Origin of the sequence: Bhargavaea ullalensis (assembly GCF_042432615.1) — a bacterium.
GTDB lineage: Bacteria > Bacillota > Bacilli > Bacillales_A > Planococcaceae > Bhargavaea > Bhargavaea ullalensis.
The window spans coordinates 1-20,756 of the sequence record NZ_JBHLWY010000008.1; the positions used below are offsets into that span (position 1 = coordinate 1).

Below are 20,756 nucleotides of genomic sequence, written 5' to 3' on the forward strand. Positions count from 1 at the left end.
AAGGATGTTCAGGAAAAAGAAAAACTGTAGCCAAAGGAGCATTAGGCTCACTTTGTCTACAGTCTGAGGGCCGGCGGAATCATTCCGCCGGCCCTTTCGTTATGCATTGGAAGACCTGGAAGCCTTGAGTTCATCAATCGCCGAAATCCAGTTTGTCCTCATGATGGAAGCGGCCTGTTCGCCGTCCCCCTCTTTCATCGCCCGGATGATCGCCTCGTGTTCCTGGACCGACTGTTCCCTGAGCACGATGGCATCATGGAAGAACTGCCGCCGCACATGGGCCTGCAGATTATCCACCACTGTATGGATATACGGATTATCCGCAAGATCCACGATGATCTGGTGGAACTGCTCATCGATCCGCAGTGCCGCCTCATCGTCCCCGGAGCGGACGGCTCTTGCGAATTCTTCATTGGCCTCGCTCAGCCGCCGGGCAGTTTCCCCGTCCAGCTTGGGCGCCGCGATTTCGGCGGACAATGCCTGAAGCGCCGCAAGCGGGGGCAGCAGGTCATTGATCGCTTCGGGATCCACCTCTGTCACCTGAGTCGCTTTCCCGGGATACATTTTCACGAATCCCTGTGTCTCCAGAAGCTGCAGGGATTCCCGGACGGGCGTCCGGCTCACCCCCAGTGCCTGGGCAATCTCAAGATCATTCAGCTTTTCACCCGGACGCAGTGTCCCGTCGATGATCCAGTGCTGCAGCTGGTTGAAGGCGGCTTCTTTGGCGGTCAGCCGAACCGGCCTTGAATGGTCTGTTGGAATCGGCATATCTCTACTCACCCCTGTCCCGGAAAAAACCGGGTCTGATGAATTGATTATACTTGAAAATTCAGTTCAATGATATGCAATATATTGCATAACGACGCTGTACAGCAATTATTCCGGTATTCCCTGCCCCGGTTCAATCCACCGGGTGGCCCATGTCTGGATTTCCTGAAGCACCGGCAGAAGCGCCATTCCCTTGTCCGTCAGGCTGTATTCAATGCGCGACGGAGTGTCCGGGAAAACGGTGCGGCTGACAATGCCGTGTTGTTCCAGTTCTTTCAGCCGCTCGGACAAAAGACGATTGCTGATCCCGATTTGTTCTGTGACGGCACAGAAACGCCGGGGGCCTTCGAGTAGGGAGAAAATGATCAGCGCGTTCCAGCGCCGGCTCAGCAGCGAGACGGCCTGCTCAAACCGCGGGCACAGTTCTGTCTGTTCCATGCGAATCACTCCTTGTGCCCAGTTTATCACAGCCGTCTCCTCCGGAAAACAAATTAGTTACTTGACGTAACTGGATCCAACCAGTATCTTGGTTACAAAATGTAACCTCGGAAGGAGAATGAATTTGACTGTCTTTCACCGTGCACCGGCAACGTTTGTCAGATCCGTCGAGTTGAACGTGTTGGATTTGACCGCAATGACCACATTTTACAGGGAGATCATCGGCCTGGAGATTTTGGACAAAAAAGATGGCCGCGTCGAGCTTGCCGCCGGCGGAAAGACGCCGCTTCTCGTGCTCCGTACAAGCGAAACGGTGCATCCGAAACACCCGCGCAGGACCGGCCTTTACCACTTCGCCCTGTTGCTGCCTTCGCGTGCGGATCTGGGGACGGCCGTCCGCCATCTCAGCCGGCACGGCATCCCGATCGGAGCTGCCGACCATCTCGTGAGCGAGGCGGTTTATCTGGAAGACCCGGAAGGCAACGGCATCGAAATCTACCGTGACCTTCCGCCGGATCAATGGAAATGGGACGGTGCCGAAGTGCGCATGGCGACCGAGCCTCTGGATCTGCCGGCTGTCCTTGCCGCCGCGGATGCGAAATGGGAGGGCATGCCGCCGGATACCGTCATGGGCCATATCCACTTGCATGTGTCGGACCTGGAGGAGGCCCGCCGATTCTACGGAGACGGGCTCGGGTTCAAAGTCGTGAGCCACTATCCGCAGGCGCTGTTCATGTCCGACTCCGGCTACCATCATCATATCGGCCTGAACACGTGGAACGGGAAAGGGGTGCTTCCGCAAGGGCCGGACAGTGCCGGTCTTGCGGCATTCACGGTCGTGTTCCCTAATGACACAACCCGGTCGGCCGCCGCGGGGCGCCTCCGCTCACTCGGCTGGGAACCGTCCGGCGCAGGAGACCGGATGACCGTTTCCGATCCGTCCGGCAACCGGATCCTCCTCGCTTGAAAATCCGCTTCATTTCTTTGAAACCATGGGTGCCGGCAATCGTATGAACGATGTATACTTAAGGCATATCGTTCGTCTACGAAAGGGGTTCCCATGACTAAGAAACTGTGGTTCCAGGCGGGTGTCGGCATTTTGCTCGCCCTGCTCATCATTCATTTCTTCATCGACATCAAAGGGATCTTTTCGCCGATCCTGATCATCCTGAAGACGATATTCCTCCCGTTGCTCGTCGGCGGAGTGCTGTATTATCTGACCGAGCCGGTGCAGCGGCTGCTGGAAAAGTATAAATTCCCCAGATGGGCCAGCATCCTCAGCTGCCTGCTCCTGATTGTCGCCGTCCTGTGGGCGCTGTATGCGATGATCGGCCCGATGATCAACAAGCAGGCGAATGCGTTCGCCGACAACCTGCCCGAAATCGCGGATCAGGTCGAGGAATCGGTGAACTATGTGCTGGACCGCCGGGAGGAGTGGCCGGACTTCGTCGAAAATGGCATTCAGACCGCACGGGAGCGGGTGAACGAAATCGCACTCGGCCTCGGCGGCGGTCTCGTTTCATTCCTGACCGGGTTCTTCCAGACGATCTTCATGCTCGTGCTTGCGCCGTTCTTCCTCGTCTACATGCTGAAGGACCATGAACGGTTCATCCCGTTCGTGTCGAAATTCTTTTCGGGTGACACGAAAACATTCGTCGTCCGCACGCTTCAGGACGTCAACCGCACGCTCAAGACATACATTCAGGGACAGATGCTCGTCAGCCTTTGCGTCGGCATCATGCTGCTCATCGGATACTTGATCATCGGCCTCCAGTATTCGCTCATCCTCGCGATCTTTGGCTTGTTCATGAACCTCGTGCCGTTCATCGGCCCGTGGGTGTCGGTCGTGCCGGCGCTGCTGATTGCGCTTATCCAGGATCCGAAGCTGCTCATCGGCGTGGCGATCGTCATGGTGGTTGCCCAGCAGGTCGAAAGCAACCTCATCACGCCGAACGTCATGGGCAAGTCACTCGACATCCACCCGCTCACCGTCATCACGGTAATCCTCGCCGCAGGCAACATCGCCGGCTTCGTCGGCATCCTGCTCGGCGTCCCGGCCTATGCGGTCGGCAAAGTCATCATCGGCAACCTGTATGAACGCCGGCGGGTCATCCGCCAGGCGGCGACAAGCGACGTGGCAAGCGAATAGAAACTGAAAAACCGCGGTCTCCGGGCCGCGGTTTTCGTGTGCGGTTTTATTCGAAGTAAAGACCCCTGTGCAGCTGGCACCCCGGATTGAACGCGGCGCCGCAGGACGGGCATGCCGGATCTCCCTCCAAGTATTCGCGGATCGTCAGCAGGTGCCCGCATCCGCCGCACAGGACTGCCTCCTCCCCGAACCGGTCCGCCGGCCAGACCGCATGGCCGCCGCATCCCGCTTCCGCATGGCAGGAATGACAAGGAAACCACCTGCCGCAGCAATAAAACCGGATGGCGATCCGGTCCCGCTCCCCGTGGTAATGCCGGCAGCGCGTCTCGCCGTCCAGAACCGGCCCTTCCACTTCCAAGCCGTGAATCCGCATCCGCTTCCTCTCCCTTCAAAATGCCCGGTTGACGGGCTTTCATTCAGTATATATCATAGAAGGGTCAACTGAAATAAAAAACAGGTTAACCAAAAGGGGAAAACAACGATGGGAAACGAACGACTCAAAATGATGATACTGGCGGCCCTGTTTGCCGCATTGATGGGCGTGGGGGCGCAGATCATCATCCCGGTGCCGCCTGTGCCGTTCACCGCACAGACGCTCGTCCTGCCGCTCATGGCCGTCATCCTCGGCAAGCGGTACGGAACGCTGGCGGCGACGCTGTATGTTCTGCTCGGCGCGATCGGCATCCCGGTGTTCGCCGGCATGAAAGCGGGGCTCGGCATCATCTTCGGCCCGACCGGCGGCTTCATCCTCAGCTATATTCCGGCGGCTTTCCTGATCGGCTTTATTTTCGAGAAGGGCGGCGGACGGACGGCGGCGGGAATCGCGGCAACAGTAGTGGGGGCGTTGTTCGTCCTGCTGGCGGGCTCGGTCTGGCTCAAGTACATGGCAGGCCTTTCCTGGACCGGCGCATTCGCCGGCGGCATGATCCCGTTTATCATTCCGGATATGGTGAAAGCGATATTCGCCGCCGTCTTTGGCGTGCTTGTCCGGAAACGCCTCGAAACCGCCCGGCTGCTTCCGGCGGCACTTCGGTGATCAAAGGTTCCCAAGAGCCCTTCCATGCGGAGGGCTTCTTTGTTTTGGCCAACCTTTCCCGATTCAGGGGAAGGTCCTGGGGGCGGGGTCTGGTAAGATCAGATCAATACAACAGAGAGAAGGGAATTCACCATGAAAAAATGGATCGTGCTTGTGCTGATCATCCTGCTTGCGGGATGCGGCGCCAACGGAAAAGCGGAAAATGCGGCAGATGAGGCAAATCCGGATGCTCCCGAAAATGGGGAAGCGCCGGCCGGGGAAGAACAGGCGGAAGGCGGAGCGGTGGAAGTCGACAAAGGACTGTTCAACGTGGAAGTGACGGTGCCGCCTTCGTTCTTTGAAGGGGAAGACATCGACGAGGCGGTGGAGCAGGCGAAGGCGGAAGGGAAAGCCGACGCGGTGAAAAACGCCGACGGCTCCGTGACGTTTAAAATGTCGAAGGACCAGCACAAGGAGATGATGGCCGAGCTGCTGGAAAGCGTGGAAGGGCTGACGAACGAGATGAAAGGCGGCGACTATCCGTCGATCCGGGACATCACCCACGATAAGAGATATACAAAGTTTGAGGTCACCGTCGACCGGGAGCAGTTCGAAAACTCTTTTGACGGATTCGCGCTGCTCGGCGTCGGCTTTGCCGGCATGTATGTCCAGCTGTTCGACGGCGTGAAACCGGATGATCTCGGGGTGAAGGTCAGCCTGATTGACGAGGCGACGGGCGAGCCGTTCGATGAAATGATCTTCCCTGACGTGTTGGATGAGATGGAAGAATCGGGAACAGAAATGGAATGAACACCCGAAAACCGGCGGAGGCGGAAGCTCCCGCCGGTTTTTGCGCCTATTCAAAGCGGGTTTTGTCCATACTATCTTCCCGAAGGCTTTCGGGCTGAAAAAGAAGGAGGGGTTCCGTGGCCGAATTTCCCCATATCACCACCAATATATGGGACGTATTTCTCGCCGTCCCGCTTGTGCTCATCGGCACGCAGATCCTGAAGCACTCATTTCGCATCCCCCCGGCAGTCGTTCCGACCGTTGCCGTCGCAATCGGGCTTCTGATTTCCGTTTTCGTCAGCCACCCGAATAACCTTCTGGCCGGTTTGTTCATGGGCACGCTTTACGGGGCGGCGGCCGTGTCATTCTACGTGTCGGCGAAGCTGTCGATCCGGGCCTACCGGGCGAGGGGCTAGTGTGATTTCCTGAAAAGCGGGAAAGGGATAGAAGAACGGACAAAACGGGAGGAGATCGATCGATGGATCATCAAGAGCCGATGGAAAGAAGCGCATCCACGGAGCGGATGCAGCCGATCACGTCCGTCAACAGCGGCGACGGCATTCCGATGGGCGAGGACCTGTACAGCTTCACGATCCAGATTGTCAACGTCATCTTTTACGGCCGGCCTGGGCCCGGGAACGAATGGGTGCTCATCGATGCCGGCATGCCAAAATCAGGCGAGAAGATCATCGGGGAGGCGGTCAAGCGGTTCGGAGAAGACAATCCGCCGAAGGCCATCATCCTTACGCATGCCCACTTCGACCACATCGGAGGATTGATTGACGTGCTCGAAAAGTGGGATGTCCCCGTTTATGCGCACCCGCTGGAAATTCCGTACATCACGGGAATGCGGGATTATCCGGATCCGGACATGACGGTGGAAGGCGGCATGATCGCCAAGATGTCCAAGCTGTTCCCGACAGAAGCCATCGACATCGGAAGCAGGGCATACGAACTTCCGGAAGACGGCACCGTTCCCCACATGCCGGGCTGGCAGTGGATCCACACGCCGGGGCATTCGGAAGGTCATGTGTCGCTGTTCCGCGAGTCGGACGGCGCCCTGATTGCGGGAGATGCGTTCGTCACGGTCAAACAGGACGCCATGTACAAAGTGATGACCCAGGAACTTGAACTGAGCGGGCCGCCGGTTTACCTGACCCCGGACTGGGAATCGGCCGAGTCGTCGGTGAAGGCGCTCGCCATGCTGCAGCCCCGGATTGCACTCACCGGCCACGGCGTCCCGGTGAGCGGGGAATATTTGCAGAATCATCTCGGACGACTTGCCGAACATTTCAAGGAGCTCGCCGTCCCCGACCACGGCAAGTACGTGGACGGACAAGACAAAGAATAACCGGAAAGCCTGTGTCCCTGAATGCGGATGCAGGCTGTTTCCAATGACCTTGCAAAAAAGATTTCGAGCAGACCGGTTGACCTTTTCATACGCCGGGGGGTATATTAGATTTACCCTAAGGGGTATAAAACAAGTAACACCGGGGAGGAAGACTGATGTTCTTACAAACATTTTTCGATGAACGGCTGGCCCAGTATGCGTACCTCATCGGCTGCCAGCGCACCGGGGAAGCCCTCATCATCGACCCGCCGCGGCACTCGGAAGAGATCGTCGCCCGTGCGGAAAAAGAAGGATTGCGCATCACGGCCGCGGCCGAGACGCATATCCACGCAGATTTCACATCCGGCGCACGCCAGCTGGCGGAAGACCTCGGCGCCCGGCTTTATCTGTCGGGTGAAGGCGGCGAAGGCTGGCAATACAACTATGCCGATTCCGTGGACGCCGTGCTGCTGAAGGACGGAGACCATTTTTCCGTCGGCAACGTTGATTTTCAAGTGATGCACACGCCGGGCCATACGCCGGAAAGCCTTTCCTATATCCTGACCGACCGGGGCGGCGGCGCGGCCGGTCCGCTCGGCATCTTCACCGGCGACTTTGTCTTCGTCGGCGACATCGGGCGGCCGGATCTGCTTGAAAAGGCGGCAGGAATGGCCGGCACGGCGGATGAAGGCGCAAAGCAGCTGTTTGATTCCGTGCAACGGTTCAAAGGGCTGCCGGACCACCTGATCGTCTGGCCGGGACACGGGGCCGGATCCGCATGCGGGAAATCGCTCGGCGCCGTGCCGGTTTCAACGGTTGGCTATGAAAAGCAGAACAACTGGGCGATGAAGGAAGAAGACCGTGATGCCTTCATCGGCCGGATCCTCGAAGGCCAGCCAGAAGCCCCTGCTTACTTTGCCATGATGAAAAAAGTGAACAAGGAAGGCCCGGACCTGCTCGGCCGCCAGCCGATTCCCGTTGTCGGCGCCGGGCGGTTCAATGAACTCCGCGATCAAGGAAACGGGTTGGTCCTCGACACCCGCCCGGCAGCCGAGGCAGGGAAGGCCCTTGTCAAAGGGGCGATCAACATCCCGTTCAACAAGTCGTTCACGAACTGGGCCGGCTGGCTCATCGGTTATGATGAGCCGATTCTCGTCGTCGCGGAAGAAGGAACGGACGGCGCGATCCGCGAAGCACTCGAGTCGATCCATCTGGATCAAATCAAGGCGTTCGTCCGCCCGGAAACGGCGCTTGAAGCGGCCGGAACGGATTCGTACGGCACCTTGTCGCCCGACCAATTCGAAGAAGCAAAAAAACAGCATGACGCCCTCGTGATCGATGTCCGCAACGACTCGGAATGGAAGGCCGGCCGCATGCCGGGTGCACAACATCATTTCCTCGGCCATCTGAGGACCGAACAACTCCCGCACGACCGCAAACTTCTCGTCCATTGCCAGAGCGGCGCCCGCTCGGCGATCGCATCGAGCATCCTGAAAGCCCGGGGATTCCGGGACGTGCAGCACCTCGCGGGAGGATTCGGTGCCTGGAAGAGCAGCGGCCATGCTATAGTTGATTAAAAACGGGCCGAAAGACGAAAAACTCCCTGCCGGCCCGGGAAGGAGCCGAACGATGGAGTACGACCAAAAAGTGAAAAACCGTCTGCGCCGCATTGAGGGACAGGTGAAAGGCGTCCTGCAGATGATGGAGGAAGGCCGGGACTGCCGGGAAGTCGTCATGCAACTCCGGGCGATCAAGAGCGCCCTCGACCGGACCGTCGGCGTCGTCGTCAGCACCAACCTCGAAACGTGTATCCGCGAAAGCATCGAATCAGGAGAAGACACAAACGAACACGTCCAGGAAGCAATCGACCTGCTCGTCAAGTCGAACTGATTCCTGCAGTGAATCCGACCGGAAAGAAGCGTGTTTTACAATGAAATGGATCATCATCCTTGCAATTGTCCTGTTCCTCGTCTGGCGGCTCAAGCCGGCCAAAGGCGTCAGGACGATCGGCGCCGACAGCCTGAAGGGAATGCTCGGCGACCGCACAAAACAATTCATCGACGTCCGAACACCGGCAGAATACAAAGGCCGGCACATCAAAGAATTCAAGAACATCCCGCTTAATGCGCTGCCGTCAAAAGCGGCCGGACTCGACAAGGCCAAGGAAACCGTCGTCATCTGCCAGAGCGGCATGCGCAGCGCACAGGCCGCCCGCATCCTGAAAAAACAGGGATTTGAGAAAGTCACGAACGTCCGCGGCGGGATGGGAGCCTGGAACGGTTGAGCGCTGCGCCTGACCTGGCCTTGCCCTTCATCCTGACGCTGTTTGCCATCGCATTCGCCGGCTCCTTCATCTCCGGGATGGTCGGCATCGGCGGCGCCATCGTCAACTACCCGCTCCTGCTCTACATCCCGCCGGCACTCGGATTCGCAGCGTTCACCGCCCACCAGGTGTCCGGCATCAGCGCCGTCCAGGTGATCGCCGCCACGATCGGCGGCGTCTGGGCCTACCGCAGCAGCGGCTTTTTGAACAAGAAACTCATCCTGACGATGGGCATCGCCGTGCTGGCGGGCAGCTTCATCGGCGGTTTCGGCTCCTCCGGACTGGAGGAACTGACCGTCAACGTCGTCTACGGCATCCTCGCCGTGCTGGCGGCGGTCCTCATGCTCGTGCCCGGGAAGGAAGAAGATCCGGATGGCGGGGGAGACGATGTGCAGTTTTCCGTCCCGCTCGCCGCCGGACTCGCGTTTGTCGTCGGCCTCGGAGCGGGCATCGTCGGGGCGGGGGGATCATTCCTGCTCGTCCCGGTGATGCTGAGCCTGCTGAAGATCCCCGCCCGGACGACGATCGCCACGTCGCTCGCCGTTACGTTCATCTCGTCGATCGGCTCGACCGCCGGCAAGGTGATGACGGGCCAGGTGCTGCTCTGGCCGGCGGTCATCCTCGTAGTCGCCGGACTCCTGGCCGCCCCGCTCGGCGCCAAGGCCGGACAGAAGATGAACACGAAAGTTTTGAAGTGGATTCTGGCCATCCTGATCATCGGGACGGCGGTCAATATTTGGCGGAATCTGCTTCTGCAGCTGTTTTGATTTGAACCCGAAAAGGAGAGATTTTCTATGAAAACCATCACAAACGAAGAATACCTGGAACTCGCCGGCAACGGCCGGGTCACGCTGATCGATGTCCGTGAACCGGACGAGTTCGCCGCCGGCCACGCACCCGGTGCCGTCAACATCCCGCTCGCCCAAGTCGGCGACCGGGCCGATGAAATTCCGGCACAAGGCGACGTCTACATCATGTGCCGCTCCGGCGGCCGCGCCGGCCGGGCCATCGAAGCCCTCGAATCGCAGGGCCGCACCAACACCATCCGCGTCGCACCCGGCATGGGCGACTGGAACGGCCCCGTTGAAAATTAATCATCAAAGAAAACAGGCACACTCCGCGACCAGGAGTGTGCCTGTTTAAATGGGCCATCATTCAAGCGTGCTGGAGGAAAGCGTCCCACTCGGAGCGGACAGCGTCTCACTCGCGGGCAAAAGCGACTCACTCGGAGAAGATAGCGTCTCACTCGCGAGGCAAAGCGTCCCACTCGCCGACTTTCACTTCTTCAACGGGCAATACCCGCACTGCATAAGCCCCGGCACGTCCTTCGAATGACAGCAAGTCGTGCGGACGGTCGTGTTCAGAAGCTGCGACGGGGCACACCCCCGTAAATACCGGGCGAACAGCGATTCCTTGGCGAGCCCATCCCAAGTCCGGTCGTCCTTCAGCAGATCCAGAACCGCCCGCGCATCCGGCTCCGTATAGGGATCAGACAACAGCACGTGGAAATGATAAAGGAGAAAGCCGAACATATTCTCCCAGTGGGTGAGCGACGAAGCAGAGGAAACCGTGCGCAAGGCATCCGACACTTCTTTCACATACACCAGCAGCAACCGGCGGACGGTTTCCGGACGTTCATCCGCATCTACCGGGCGGAACCTGCCGCCGGCGAGAAATTGGCTCACGGTCAGGTTGCCGAATTCTTCGACGGCCCCGAACCGGAGCGCGTCATCCGGCCCTTCCCACACTTCTTCATAGACGGTGAGCAAGTACAGCTGCATCGCCGTGAACATACCGAGCCGCCGCGTGAAAAATGATGCCGCAATCGTCCGGTTGTCCGTGCGGCTCACCGCCTGCACGAGATCAAGCGCAGCGCCGGGGTCTGCCTTCAGCGATTGGAGGGTAAACAATGGATGCGCCGGCTCGCCGGGATAAATACTATAACTGTTCAATTGTCTTTTCAGATCAGGCGTCAAGTTCATCATGATCCGATTATAGCGCACTCTTCCCATGCGTTGCAGGCAGGGCTGTGCTATGTTTAAAAGAAACATCCGGATGAAAGGGGGAGCGGCTCTTGACCCGATTGGCCATGATGACTGTCGGAAAAACCCACAGCGGAAAAACCACCTTTGCCAAACTGCTCGCGAAGGAACTTCCCAACACCGTCGTGATCGACCAGGACCGCCAGGCGAAATTCTTGAACGACCACTATCCGCAGCTCCTTCCGGAAAAAGGACCCAACCGGATCAAGCATGACCTGACCCGGACCCTTGCCGAATATGCGGCGGAGCACACAAACTGCCACCTGATCCTGTCCAACTCCAACCTCGGCGAAAAAGACCGCCGCGAGTGGCTCGACCGGTACAAGGAATACGGATTTGAGACAGTCCTCGTCTGCTTCAACCTGTCCGAAGACATGCTCCGGCTCCGCATCAGAAAAAGCCAAAAAAGCACGGACGTCTTCCGCGTCAGCCTGACTTATGATGACCTGCTGGAACGGCAGCAAAAGCAATTCCCCGACGTCATGCCGGCTGCCGGGGAAGCCGATCATCTATTTACCGTGTCCGGCACGGAAGAAATCAATCCGGTGATCGGACGAATTCTCGGCCTCGCCGGCGGAAAGGGGCGGCGCACATGAAAATCCTTGTGGACGCAGACGGCTGTCCGGTCGTGGCGGAGACGATCCGTGCGGCCCGCCGTCACGATGTTCCCGTTCTCCTGCTTTGTGACACGGCGCATGAGATGTTCCGCGAAGGGGCGGAAACGGTCATCGTGTCAAAAGGGGCTGATTCGGTGGACTTTTCACTGGTGAACCGGGTGGACAAGGGCGACATCGTCGTCACCCAGGACTACGGGCTTGCCGCGATGGTGCTCGCGAAAGGCGGCAGGCCGATCGACCAGAACGGCCGCCTGTACACGGAGGAAAACATCGATTCCCTGCTCGGCAGCCGCTACATCTCGCGGAAAGTCCGGGAAGCGGGCGGCCGAATGAAAGGGCCCAAAAAGCGCAAGGCAGAAGCGAACGAGCGCTTTGAACGGAATCTGGAGGCACTCATCGGAGAGCGCCCGGAAAGGAAAGAATCGTGATGCCATTTGTCTGGTTTGTTCTTGCTGCCGCGGTGACGGTATTCGCCGCAATCAAACTGTCGAATTACGCCGACGTGCTCAGCACGAAGACGGCGATGGGCGGACTGCTCGTCGGGACGCTCCTGCTCGCGGGCGCGACGTCGCTGCCTGAAGTGACGACAAGTGTTTCCGCCGTCCTCATCGGCAACCCCGACATCGCCATCGGAAACGTCGTCGGCTCGAATATGTTCAACCTGTTCATCTTCGCCTGCTTCGACTTGCTTTACCGGAGGCAGCATCTGCTTGAAAAAGCCGGCCGCAATCACCTGTACACGGCCGGCACGGGATTCGTCCTGATGGCGGTCACCTATGTATCACTCGTGTTTCATCCGGAATGGTCGGTGCTCGGCGTCGGTCTCGACTCCATCGTGCTCGTCCTGATTTATGCAATCGGCATGGTGATTGTCGGCCGCGCTTCGCGGCGGGTGCCCGATGAGCCGGCTGTCCCGGCAGCCGAGCTGGCCGCAGAAACAACGGGCGCAAACGAAGGAATCACCGTCCGCCGCGCGGTCATCGGCTTCTCGCTCGCCGCGCTCCTCATCATGGCCGCCGGCACCGTCCTGTCCGTGATGGGCGACAAAATCGCCGTCATCACCGGCCTCGGATCAAGCTTCGTCGGCAGCTTCCTCATCGCGGCCACGACCTCGCTCCCGGAAGCCGTCTCGGTCTACATCGCGCTCAAGATCCGCAACGTCAACCTCGCACTCGGCGGGATCCTCGGCTCGAACATGTTCAACATGCTCATCATCTTCCTCGCCGACCTGTTTTACCGCGGCGGCCCCGTGCTGTCCGCCGGCGACCCGTCCCACCGCATCACCGCACTCGTCGTCCTGGCGCTCTCTGCGATCATCCTCTTCGCGCTCGCACGCCGCCGGACGAAATCCGGCTTCTCATACGCCGCGCCGTCGGCGCTCATCATTATCGGCTACTTCGTCGCATCTTACCTCATGTTCCAGGGATGAATCCATCCAGCCAGACCCGCCTCCACCCCGGAGGCGGGTCTTTTGCGCGACCCATGCCCATGAATCCACTCGGCCGGCATATGCGCTCACTCGAGGCTCCAACGCGCTCACTCACGAAGCCTACGCGCTCACTCAGCGCCCCAACGCGCTCACTCACTTCCATGCTCTCCAAGACCCGCCTCCACTCCGGAGGCGGGTCTTTTGCGTTGAAAACCGGCCGACCCATGCCCATGAATCCACTCGGCCGGCATATGCGCTCACTCGAGGCTCCAACGCGCTCACTCAGCGCCCCAACGCGCTCACTCGCCATACCAACACCCCAACTCACCCCCACCCCACAAGCCACGCGCCTACACGCAACACCGGGCGGGCTCATATCCTGAGCAAGAAGGGGTGAAGGCGCATGGCATCGACAAACAATCCGGTTGAAGTGGAACGACAAGAGTGGAAAAAGCGGCAGATGAAAGAACGGCTGAAGCAGCTCCTCACCGTCTCCTCCCCGGTCTTCATGCTGCTATTATGGGAGTTTCTGTCGCGGACGGCGATGATCGACCCGCGTTTCTTTCCGCCGCCGACCGAAATCGTGGCGACGTTCTGGGAACTGCTTTCAAGCGGGGAACTTGTCCATCATATCGGTGTGTCGCTGTACCGGATTTTCATGGGGTTCCTGCTTGGCGTGATACCGGGCATCGTGATCGGGCTGCTCATGGGGCTGTATTCGCCGATCCGGCATTTCGTCCAGCCGATCGTCATGGCGCTCATGCCGATTCCGACACTGGCGCTTCTGCCGATCATCATCATCCTGTTCGGCATCGGCGACCTGTCCAAAGTCGTCACGATCGCGGGCAGCGTGTTTTTCCCGGTCGTCATCAACACCGCAGCGGGCGTGCTGAACATCGAGCCGATCCATATGGACGTGGCGAAAAACTACGGCGCGGATTCAAAGGACTACTTCCTGAAGATCGCCTTCCCGGGGGCGCTTCCGGTCATGCTTGAAGGGATCCAGATGGGGCAGGCGATCGCGCTTCTGACGATCGTGGCCGCCGAGATGATGGGGTCCGTTTCGGGGATCGGGTTCCTGATCTGGACTTCGTACAAAGCATTTCTTCTGAAAAAGATGTACGTCGGACTGATTTTGATTTCATTTTTCGGCTATCTGTTCTCGCTGCTGCTCCGCGGCCTGCAGCGCAAAATCCTGAGGTGGAGGTGACCGCATGACCGACGGAGTGAAAATCCGCATCCGCAATCTGACGAAGGTGTTCTACAAAAAAGGGGAAAGCGTCACGGCGCTCGACGGGGTGTCGCTCGACATCCATGACGGGGAGTTCGTCTGCCTTGTCGGGCCGAGCGGCTGCGGCAAGACGACGCTGCTGCGCATCCTCGCCGATCTCGAGCACCCGAGCGCCGGCGAGTTCTCCATCAAAGCAGACAAGGAAGACCGGCCGCTCCAGTCAATGGTGTTTCAGGAGCGCGGGGTCATCCCGTGGCTCACGGTCCGCGACAATGTGGCGTTCGGCCTCCAGATGCGCAAGCTGCCGAAGAAGATCATCAAGGAGCGGACCGATTACTATCTCAATAAAACCGGCCTTATGGCGTTCGCCGACCGGTTTCCGAAAGAACTGTCCGGAGGCATGAAGCAGCGCGTCTCGATCGCCCGCGCATTCGCAAACGACCCGGAAATACTGCTCATGGATGAACCGTTCGCCGCGCTCGACGAGCAGAACAAATTCATCCTGCAGGAGGAGCTGCTGCAGATCTGGGCCGAGACGAAGAAAACGGTGCTGTTCATCACGCACAGCATCGACGAGGCGCTCCTCATGTCGGACCGGATCCTGCTCATGAGCGCACAGCCCGGCAGGATTGCCGACGAGATCCGGGTGGATACGCCGAGGCCGCGTACGATGGAAGCCATCCGGGCGGACCCGAAAGTCGCCGAACAATTTGTCCGCGTATTGAAGCACCTTCAGGATGAAGTCCAACGCTCCAGGCAATAGCTTCAGATAAAAGGGGGATCTTTGTGAGGAAAGGAATTTGGAAGTTCGCATTTGTTTTATTCGCCGCGATGCTCCTCGTGCTCGGCGGCTGCGGAAAAAAAGAGCCGGCGGCACCTGCCAAGCCGGCGGAAAAACCGGCGGAAGAAGCACCGTCCGGGGACCTGGCACCGCTTGAGGAGCGCGTCACCGTCATGATCGCAGAGGATGGGGCGGCATCCGGCGCCGGTTTTTATATCGCAAAGGAAAAAGGCTACTTCGATGACTATAACATCGACGTGAAGTTCGCCCAGTTCGCGAACAGCGATGAAATGCTCCCGGCGCTCGCGGCAGGAGAAGTGGATATTGCGGGCGGCGTGTCGACCGCATCATTCTTCAACGCGATCGCGCAGGGCATCGACGTCCGGATCATCGCGGACAAAGGACACAACGTTCCGGGCAAGTCGTACTTCACATTCGTCACCGGCGTAGACAGCGACATCAAGGACTACGCCGACATGAAAGGCAAGAAAATCGCCGTCTCGTCCCGGAACTCGATCGACAGCTACATCTTTGACATGATGCTCGAACATGCCGGCCTGACCGAAGACGACGTGGAGTTCGTCTTGATCGCGGACTTCGGCAGCATGCTCGGCGCCATCGACAGCGGATCGGTCGACGCCGCGCTGAACATCGAGCCGCTCATCACGCAGGGCGTCGAGAACGGCATGCACGAGCGGTTCCTCGATGCGACCGACTATGCGCCGGAATCCCAGATCGCCATGGTGCTCGGTTCGCCGCAGTTCATGACGCAGGAAAAGGAAATCTCACTGCGCTTCATGCTCGCCTACCTGAAAGGGCTGCACGACTACAACGACGCGTTCTTCAAGGGAGAAGGCAAAGACGAAGTGATCGACATCATGGTGAAGCACACGGCACTGAAAGACCGGGACCTGTGGGAAAAAGTGAATGTGACCGGACTCGATCCGGACGGCAAGATGTTCGTCGAAGACATCCGGAAACAGTTTGAGCACTACAAAGCCGCGGGTGCCATTTCGGGCGACATCGACTTCGACACGGCGATCGACACGTCGCTTGCCGAAGAAGCCGTGAAAATCCTCGGACCATATGAAGGAGACTGAATGACCGGCTCAAAACCGGAGTTTTCTTGAGCCGCCATGCAGGATAGGGTATAATGGCATAAGAAAGATGGACTACGAAAAAGGACCGGATGCGCGAACATCCGGCCCGGCAGCCTGTGCCCGGACGGGACGTCAGGCGGTTGAGCAGCGATTGGCCGTCCCATCCTTGGCCGAGGTGGGGACGGTCATTCTTTTTTGGAAATGACGACAATGAGCGTCACGACAAGCGTCAGAAACCCGACGATCGAGCCGGCCAATGAAATGGCCAACCCTGCCGCTTCGGCGATTGTCATAGGCATCACCTCCCCTTGGAGGATCCGCCCGCCCCGCACATGGCTGCCATCTTATTATACCATAAACGAGAACACATGTTCTTTATTTAAGAATCAATCCGTACAGTTTATAAGTGAAGATGCCGTCCTCCGGCCTTGCCGGACGGACGGTTTTTCGATACACGGCTGATACAATGTGTGCCGGCTGCGGGAAACGGGAACAGAAGGAATAGGAGTATTTGGAAGGAGGCGTTCTGATGAAGGGAAAGATGGTATTCCCGCTCATGGTCGCCGGCTCGCTCATGCTGGCGGCGTGCGGAGACGACGGCACGGACAAAGAACCTGAAGTGGAAGCCGATGCAACACAGACGGACGATGGCACAGCGGCAACGGATGAGACGCCGACCGAAGACGCAGCGGTCGGCGGCAGCGAAGATCCAGACGAACCGGTCAGCTCGGATGCAGCAGACGTGACCGGCCAGGAAGAAATGCAGCAAAAGATGGACGAGATCAACTACACTGAATTCGAACTCGAAGTCGAATACGCGGACGGCAAAGAATACGAAGCGGAAATTGAGAAGAAAAGCGACAACACAGTAAAGGCGGAGATCGAAGACTCCTTGAACGGCGTCAAAAAGAAAGGACTCGACGCCTTCAACGATCTGTTCCCGCTCGTTGAACAGATGGACATCACGACCGGCACCGACAAAGCCGAAGCGATCCGCCAAGTGCTCTCGACCTTCAGCCTGCCCGACGACTACACGAAATTCGAACTCGAGCTGCGGTTCAAAGACGACGGGAAGGAATATGAGATTGAGGACAGGAAATGATAAATAACCAGCGATCCGCCGGGACTTGCTCCGGCGAATCGCTTTTTTTTGATCGAAACGAGTCGATGACTGCGGAGCGTTATCTTTATCCGACGGAGCGTTATCTTTATCGGGCTAAGCGTTATCTTTATCCGATAGAGCGTTATCTTTATCGGGCAAAGCGTTATCTTTATCCGATAGTGCGTTATCTTTACCGGGCAAAGCGTTATCTTTATCATTCCGCTCACCAAAAAGGTCCGTCCCCGACATCCGGGACGGACCTTTTGATCATGCTTCCACCGCCGCTTTCCGCTTCGCGAGCATCGTCTGGAAGCTGTGGAGCGACATGCCGATGATGATGACGGCGATGCCGCCGATCGCGACCGGTCCCGGGAGCGGGAGCGAGAGGAGGATCATTTCGCCGGCGAGGGCGAAGACGATCTCGAGTGACTGGGTCGCTTCGACGGCGGCGAGCCGGCCCTGGTCATGGCGCGCCAGGTCGGTCGCCATGAAGAACAGGGTCGTCGCAACGACACCCGACGAGACGGCGACGATGAACGACTGGACGACCTGGCCCCACGACGGCCAGCCGACCGTCAAGACCGCCACCGCCGCCAAGAGGATCCAGAACGGCAATGAGGCGAGCGTCATGGCGAGCACCCGCTGATAGGTGTCCAGCCGTCCGTCGAGCGCCTCCATCATCTTCCGGTTGCCGAGGGGGTAGGCGAACGCCGCCACGACGATCGGCAAGATTCCGAGAAGAATCGTCTTCCCGCCGACCGTTCCGGCGTGCGGGAGCTGGATGAGCACGACACCGAGCAGGATGATCAGCGAGATGCCGAGCGAAACGAGCGGAATTTTATGGCGCACCATCCGCTCACGGCTCCCCTCCTTCACAACGAACGTAAACAGCGGGGCGAGCAGGACACCCGCCACAATCGTCAGCTGCCATGTGCCCGCGACAAGCCAGCCCGGGCTGAACGCCGCCGCAAACGTCAGGGGCGCATAGAACAGCACGAACGCGAAGAAGCTCCAGACGAGGAACGGGCCGGGGATGCGCTTCATTTCCGATATCGAACCTTTCAGCCCCCGCCGTACAGCGACGATGATGAGCAGGAACGGCACCATGAAGAGAAATCGGAGCGACGCACTCCACATCCAGCTGCCGCCGTCGAGCTCCATCGACCGGTTCAGCACGAACGTCACGGCGAAGAACAGCGAGGCGAGGACGCCGAGTGCGATCTCTTTCATGGGAAAAGCCCTCCTTTACGCGCGTTGTTCGTACAGCTTCACCATTTCAATGATGACGTTCGCCGCTTTTTCCATGTCGTCTGCGGAGATGAATTCATACTTGCCGTGGTAGTTGTCGCCGCCCGTGAAGATGTTCGGTGTCGGCATGCCCATGAACGACAGCTGAGAGCCGTCCGTGCCGCCGCGGACCGGGATGATATTCGGCCTGATATCGAGCTTGCCGAACGCATCGGACGCGATGTCGACGATGTGCATGACCGGCTCGATCTTCTCGGCCATGTTGTAGTACTGGTCGTTCAGGTCAAGCTCGACGGCACCTTCGCCGTGCTCGGCATTCAGTTTCGCCGCTGTTTCTTCCATCAGCTTCTTCTTCGCTTCGAACTTCTCGCGGTCATGGTCGCGGATGATGTAGGACAGCGTCGTCTTCTCGACCGTGCCGTCCACGTACATGAGGTGGATGAAGCCCTCATAGCCGTCCGTCTTCTGCGGAATCTCGTCTTCCGGCATTGCCGCCTGGAACTCATGCGCGATCAGGATCGCGTTCACCATCTTGTCCTTCGCGGAACCCGGGTGTATGTTCGTGCCGTGGAAGGTAACCTTCGCGGCGGCCGCATTGAAGCTTTCATACTGAAGCTCGCCGAGCGGGCCGCCATCCATCGTGTAGGCGAATTCCGCACCGAACGCATTCACGTCGAATTTGTGCGGTCCGCGGCCGATCTCCTCGTCCGGCGTAAACGCGACGCGCAGCTTGCCGTGCTGGATCTCCGGGTGCTCAATCAAATATTCCATCGCCGTCATGATCTCCGCGATGCCCGCCTTGTTGTCGGCACCAAGCAGCGTCGTGCCGTCGGTCGTGATGAGCGTATGGCCGACATAGTTCTTCAGCTGCGGGAACACAGACTCTTCCATCACCGTGTTGTCATTCAGCCGGATGTCGCCGCCTTCATACTTGTCGATCCGCTGCGGGTTCACGTTCTTGCCCGTGTAGTCGGTCGCCGTGTCCACGTGCGCGAGGAAGCCGATCACCGGCACATCCTTGTCCGTGTTGGCCGGCAGCGTCCCGAACAGATAGCCGTTTTCATCAAGCGTGATGTCGGTCAGGCCGACTTCCTTCATTTCCTTCTCCAGCACGTGAAGCAGATCCCACTGTCCCGCAGTCGACGGCGTTGTCGTGCTTTCCTCATTCGACTGGGTGTCAATCTTCGCATAGCGCACGAGGCGCTCGATCAGCTTTTCTTTCATTTCAGGTGCCCCCTCGTTGTAAATGAATTCCGAATAGTACCATTCTAACAGAATGGCGGGGAGGAAGGAATGGCATGCCCCTCGGTCAAAACGTTGTGTATCTGCGGCGAAACGTTTTGTATCTCAGCAGAAACGTTGTGTATCTATGGCGAAACGTTTCGTATCTCAGCAGAAACGATGTGTATCTCAACCAAAACGCTATGTTGGCTGCCGTCCCCCCTCATTCCCCTTCCGTCACCGTCTCCAAAAACGCCCCCACCGCTGCGCGTTCGGCCATGAGCGGAGCGTGGAGCAGCGAGAAGGTCCGCTTTTGGGGCGGCAGTCCGGCGTCGAGCCGGACCAGATAACCTGCACCGAGTCCGTCTCGGGCGGCGTGAACCGAGATGGCGGCAATGCCGAGGCCGGCTTTCACCGCCTGGAGGACGCCGCCGTTGGACCGGATGATGAGCCGCTTCGGCGCCACGTGGCCGATTGATCGTAATAAATGATCGCTGTGTTCACGCGTGCCCGATCCTTCTTCCCGGGTGATCCAGCGGGCGTTCTGGAGGTCCTCCGCAGTGACGGTCTGCCGGACGGCGAGCGGGTGGCCGGCGCCGGCGATGATGATCAGCTCGTCTTCCATGAACGGGACGGCAATCAGGCTGTCTTGCCGCACGGTGCCTTCGACGCATCCGACGTCACAGCGGAATTCATGGACCATCGACTCGACTTCCTCCGTGTTGGCGATGGCGATATCGAGTTCGAGTTTCGGGTGCGCCAGGAGCAGTGGGGCGAGAAGGCGGGGGAGAACGTATTCGCCGATCGTGTTGCTCGCGGCGATCGACAGCGTGCCGGTCAGCTCGCCGCTCTGGCGGATCATGTCTTCCTTCGTTTCCTCGGCGAGCGCGATGAGCTGCTTTGCCCGGTCATAGAGGAGGCGTCCGGCCGGTGTGATGCGGAATTGTTTTTTGGTCCGGATGATGAGCTCCGTGCCGAATTCCTCCTCGAGCTGCTTGATGTGCAGGCTGACGGTCGGCTGGGCGAGGTTCAGCGCTTCGCCCGCTTTCGTGAAGTTTTTCAGTTCGACGACCGCGGCGTATGTGTGAAGCTGTTCTAGCAGCATGGGCGGCAATCTCCTTTGTATCAGTTTTTATAATCGATTTTATCACGAAACCTCATTTTACTGATGAA

25 protein-coding genes are annotated in these 20,756 nt (G+C 58.8%); 18 read left to right on the plus strand and 7 right to left on the minus strand.

All coding sequences use genetic code 11. The features are described 5' to 3' along the window. Positions 1 to 99: 99 nt before the first annotated feature. Entirely contained in the window at positions 100 to 768 is a 669-nt protein-coding gene (locus ACFFIY_RS01915) for a GntR family transcriptional regulator (RefSeq protein WP_354196649.1), read from the minus strand. A 108-nt stretch (positions 769 to 876) separates the two neighbouring features. After that, positions 877 to 1,206 (minus strand): winged helix-turn-helix transcriptional regulator, encoded by a 330-nt coding sequence (locus tag ACFFIY_RS01920; RefSeq protein WP_354196651.1) that lies wholly within the window; start codon positions 1,204 to 1,206, stop codon positions 877 to 879. Between the two features lie 118 nt (positions 1,207 to 1,324). On the opposite strand from ACFFIY_RS01920, the gene ACFFIY_RS01925 reads away from it, so the two are divergent. After that, a complete protein-coding gene (locus tag ACFFIY_RS01925; protein WP_354196653.1) occupies positions 1,325 to 2,173 on the plus strand; it encodes a VOC family protein in 849 nt (282 codons plus the stop codon). 93 nt (positions 2,174 to 2,266) lie between these two features. After that, on the plus strand, positions 2,267 to 3,355 hold the full coding sequence (locus ACFFIY_RS01930; protein ID WP_354196655.1) for an AI-2E family transporter: 1,089 nt from the start codon (positions 2,267 to 2,269) through the stop codon (positions 3,353 to 3,355). Positions 3,356 to 3,401: 46 nt separating this feature from the next. On the opposite strand, the gene ACFFIY_RS01935 is transcribed toward ACFFIY_RS01930, so the two are convergent. Beyond that, positions 3,402 to 3,728, minus strand: coding sequence for a CHY zinc finger protein (locus tag ACFFIY_RS01935; RefSeq protein ID WP_354196657.1), 327 nt, complete (start codon positions 3,726 to 3,728; stop codon positions 3,402 to 3,404). A gap of 108 nt (positions 3,729 to 3,836) precedes the next feature. Between ACFFIY_RS01935 and ACFFIY_RS01940 the strand changes: the two genes are divergently transcribed. From ACFFIY_RS01940 to ACFFIY_RS01980, 9 genes are all read left to right on the plus strand, one after another. Continuing rightward, positions 3,837 to 4,391, plus strand: coding sequence for a biotin transporter BioY (locus ACFFIY_RS01940; protein WP_354196659.1), 555 nt, complete (start codon positions 3,837 to 3,839; stop codon positions 4,389 to 4,391). A 132-nt stretch (positions 4,392 to 4,523) separates the two neighbouring features. Continuing rightward, positions 4,524 to 5,180 (plus strand): hypothetical protein, encoded by a 657-nt coding sequence (locus ACFFIY_RS01945; protein WP_354196661.1) that lies wholly within the window; start codon positions 4,524 to 4,526, stop codon positions 5,178 to 5,180. Positions 5,181 to 5,296: 116 nt separating this feature from the next. Further along, positions 5,297 to 5,575 (plus strand): hypothetical protein, encoded by a 279-nt coding sequence (locus ACFFIY_RS01950; protein WP_354196663.1) that lies wholly within the window; start codon positions 5,297 to 5,299, stop codon positions 5,573 to 5,575. Positions 5,576 to 5,655: 80 nt separating this feature from the next. Next, the gene (locus ACFFIY_RS01955) at positions 5,656 to 6,510 is read left to right on the plus strand and encodes an MBL fold metallo-hydrolase (protein WP_354196792.1); all 855 of its coding nucleotides are present in this window, start codon (positions 5,656 to 5,658) and stop codon (positions 6,508 to 6,510) included. 155 nt (positions 6,511 to 6,665) lie between these two features. Continuing rightward, complete coding sequence (locus ACFFIY_RS01960) at positions 6,666 to 8,066, plus strand: MBL fold metallo-hydrolase (RefSeq protein WP_354196665.1); 1,401 nt, start codon at positions 6,666 to 6,668, stop codon at positions 8,064 to 8,066. A 52-nt stretch (positions 8,067 to 8,118) separates the two neighbouring features. Beyond that, entirely contained in the window at positions 8,119 to 8,379 is a 261-nt protein-coding gene (locus tag ACFFIY_RS01965) for a metal-sensitive transcriptional regulator (RefSeq protein WP_354196667.1), read from the plus strand. Between the two features lie 40 nt (positions 8,380 to 8,419). Next, a complete protein-coding gene (locus ACFFIY_RS01970; RefSeq protein ID WP_354196669.1) occupies positions 8,420 to 8,773 on the plus strand; it encodes a rhodanese-like domain-containing protein in 354 nt (117 codons plus the stop codon). Then, a complete protein-coding gene (locus tag ACFFIY_RS01975; RefSeq protein WP_354196671.1) occupies positions 8,770 to 9,579 on the plus strand; it encodes a sulfite exporter TauE/SafE family protein in 810 nt (269 codons plus the stop codon). The genes ACFFIY_RS01970 and ACFFIY_RS01975 overlap by 4 nt, the downstream gene beginning before the upstream one ends. 27 nt (positions 9,580 to 9,606) lie before the next feature. Further along, entirely contained in the window at positions 9,607 to 9,906 is a 300-nt protein-coding gene (locus tag ACFFIY_RS01980) for a rhodanese-like domain-containing protein (protein ID WP_354196673.1), read from the plus strand. A 183-nt stretch (positions 9,907 to 10,089) separates the two neighbouring features. Here ACFFIY_RS01980 and ACFFIY_RS01985 read toward each other — a convergent pair whose 3' ends face one another. Beyond that, positions 10,090 to 10,764, minus strand: a complete 675-nt coding sequence (locus ACFFIY_RS01985; RefSeq protein WP_354196675.1) for a hypothetical protein — start codon at positions 10,762 to 10,764, stop codon at positions 10,090 to 10,092. A gap of 122 nt (positions 10,765 to 10,886) precedes the next feature. Between ACFFIY_RS01985 and ACFFIY_RS01990 the strand changes: the two genes are divergently transcribed. From ACFFIY_RS01990 to ACFFIY_RS02020, 7 genes are all read left to right on the plus strand, one after another. Next, a complete protein-coding gene (locus ACFFIY_RS01990; RefSeq protein ID WP_354196677.1) occupies positions 10,887 to 11,450 on the plus strand; it encodes an ATP-binding protein in 564 nt (187 codons plus the stop codon). Next, complete coding sequence (locus tag ACFFIY_RS01995) at positions 11,447 to 11,899, plus strand: YaiI/YqxD family protein (RefSeq protein ID WP_354196679.1); 453 nt, start codon at positions 11,447 to 11,449, stop codon at positions 11,897 to 11,899. The genes ACFFIY_RS01990 and ACFFIY_RS01995 overlap by 4 nt, the downstream gene beginning before the upstream one ends. Continuing rightward, complete coding sequence (locus ACFFIY_RS02000) at positions 11,899 to 12,900, plus strand: sodium:calcium antiporter (RefSeq protein WP_354196681.1); 1,002 nt, start codon at positions 11,899 to 11,901, stop codon at positions 12,898 to 12,900. The genes ACFFIY_RS01995 and ACFFIY_RS02000 overlap by 1 nt, the downstream gene beginning before the upstream one ends. Before the next feature lie 403 nt (positions 12,901 to 13,303). Next, positions 13,304 to 14,110: an ABC transporter permease gene (locus tag ACFFIY_RS02005; RefSeq protein ID WP_354196683.1), complete on the plus strand. Its 807-nt coding sequence runs from the start codon at positions 13,304 to 13,306 to the stop codon at positions 14,108 to 14,110. A gap of 4 nt (positions 14,111 to 14,114) precedes the next feature. After that, complete coding sequence (locus tag ACFFIY_RS02010) at positions 14,115 to 14,894, plus strand: ABC transporter ATP-binding protein (protein WP_354196685.1); 780 nt, start codon at positions 14,115 to 14,117, stop codon at positions 14,892 to 14,894. Positions 14,895 to 14,962: 68 nt separating this feature from the next. Then, positions 14,963 to 16,012, plus strand: coding sequence for an ABC transporter substrate-binding protein (locus ACFFIY_RS02015; RefSeq protein ID WP_354196794.1), 1,050 nt, complete (start codon positions 14,963 to 14,965; stop codon positions 16,010 to 16,012). A gap of 529 nt (positions 16,013 to 16,541) precedes the next feature. Beyond that, on the plus strand, positions 16,542 to 17,114 hold the full coding sequence (locus tag ACFFIY_RS02020) for a YusW family protein (protein WP_354196687.1): 573 nt from the start codon (positions 16,542 to 16,544) through the stop codon (positions 17,112 to 17,114). A gap of 267 nt (positions 17,115 to 17,381) precedes the next feature. Here ACFFIY_RS02020 and ACFFIY_RS02025 read toward each other — a convergent pair whose 3' ends face one another. The 3 genes from ACFFIY_RS02025 to ACFFIY_RS02035 all read right to left on the minus strand — a co-directional run bounded on the left by ACFFIY_RS02025 (position 17,382) and on the right by ACFFIY_RS02035 (position 20,688). Next, positions 17,382 to 18,344, minus strand: a complete 963-nt coding sequence (locus tag ACFFIY_RS02025; RefSeq protein ID WP_354196689.1) for a DMT family transporter — start codon at positions 18,342 to 18,344, stop codon at positions 17,382 to 17,384. Between the two features lie 15 nt (positions 18,345 to 18,359). After that, positions 18,360 to 19,586: a peptidase T gene (pepT, locus tag ACFFIY_RS02030; protein ID WP_354196691.1), complete on the minus strand. Its 1,227-nt coding sequence runs from the start codon at positions 19,584 to 19,586 to the stop codon at positions 18,360 to 18,362. Between the two features lie 220 nt (positions 19,587 to 19,806). Continuing rightward, the gene (locus tag ACFFIY_RS02035) at positions 19,807 to 20,688 is read right to left on the minus strand and encodes a LysR substrate-binding domain-containing protein (protein ID WP_354196693.1); all 882 of its coding nucleotides are present in this window, start codon (positions 20,686 to 20,688) and stop codon (positions 19,807 to 19,809) included. Positions 20,689 to 20,756 lie beyond the last annotated feature (68 nt).